The sequence below is a fragment of the Acinetobacter lwoffii genome, from assembly GCF_024129855.1.
Lineage (GTDB): Bacteria > Pseudomonadota > Gammaproteobacteria > Pseudomonadales > Moraxellaceae > Acinetobacter > Acinetobacter lwoffii_L.
The window spans coordinates 1-388 of the sequence record NZ_JAMXXC010000077.1; the positions used below are offsets into that span (position 1 = coordinate 1).

1 pseudogene is annotated in these 388 nt (G+C 37.9%); it reads right to left on the bottom strand.

Features of this window, described 5'->3' with window-relative positions:
• Nucleotides 1-308, bottom strand: a pseudogene (locus NI465_RS16570) (IS5-like element ISAba31 family transposase); the annotation flags it as partial.
• Between the last annotated feature and the right edge of the window lie 80 nt (nt 309-388).

Consider the following 388-nt stretch of genomic DNA (forward strand, 5'->3'; position numbering starts at 1 on the left):
CCGGCAGAATGTTGATGAGCACGTACATGAGAGCCATCAATAAAAATCCACTCCATATCGGGGCATGAGGCTAGTAATTTGAATAATCTAAGTAACTTACCGCTGCTTGACCAACGATTAAAACGTTTGAAAATAGAGTTTGAATGACCAAAACAAGAAGGAATATCTCGCCACGGACAGCCTGTTCTAATTCTATAGAGAATAGCTTCAATAAAATTGCGTAAATTTGAGTTGTGGTGAATGGATAAATTACGCAGAATAACTTTCAACTTTTGCCAGTGTTGATCTGTCAGCATGGTACGAGGCATAGCGAATAGTAAAATTGGGTTTGGCGATTTGATTTTACTACTTCGCTATTTTTTTAAGCTAAAAGTGTCAACACACCCTA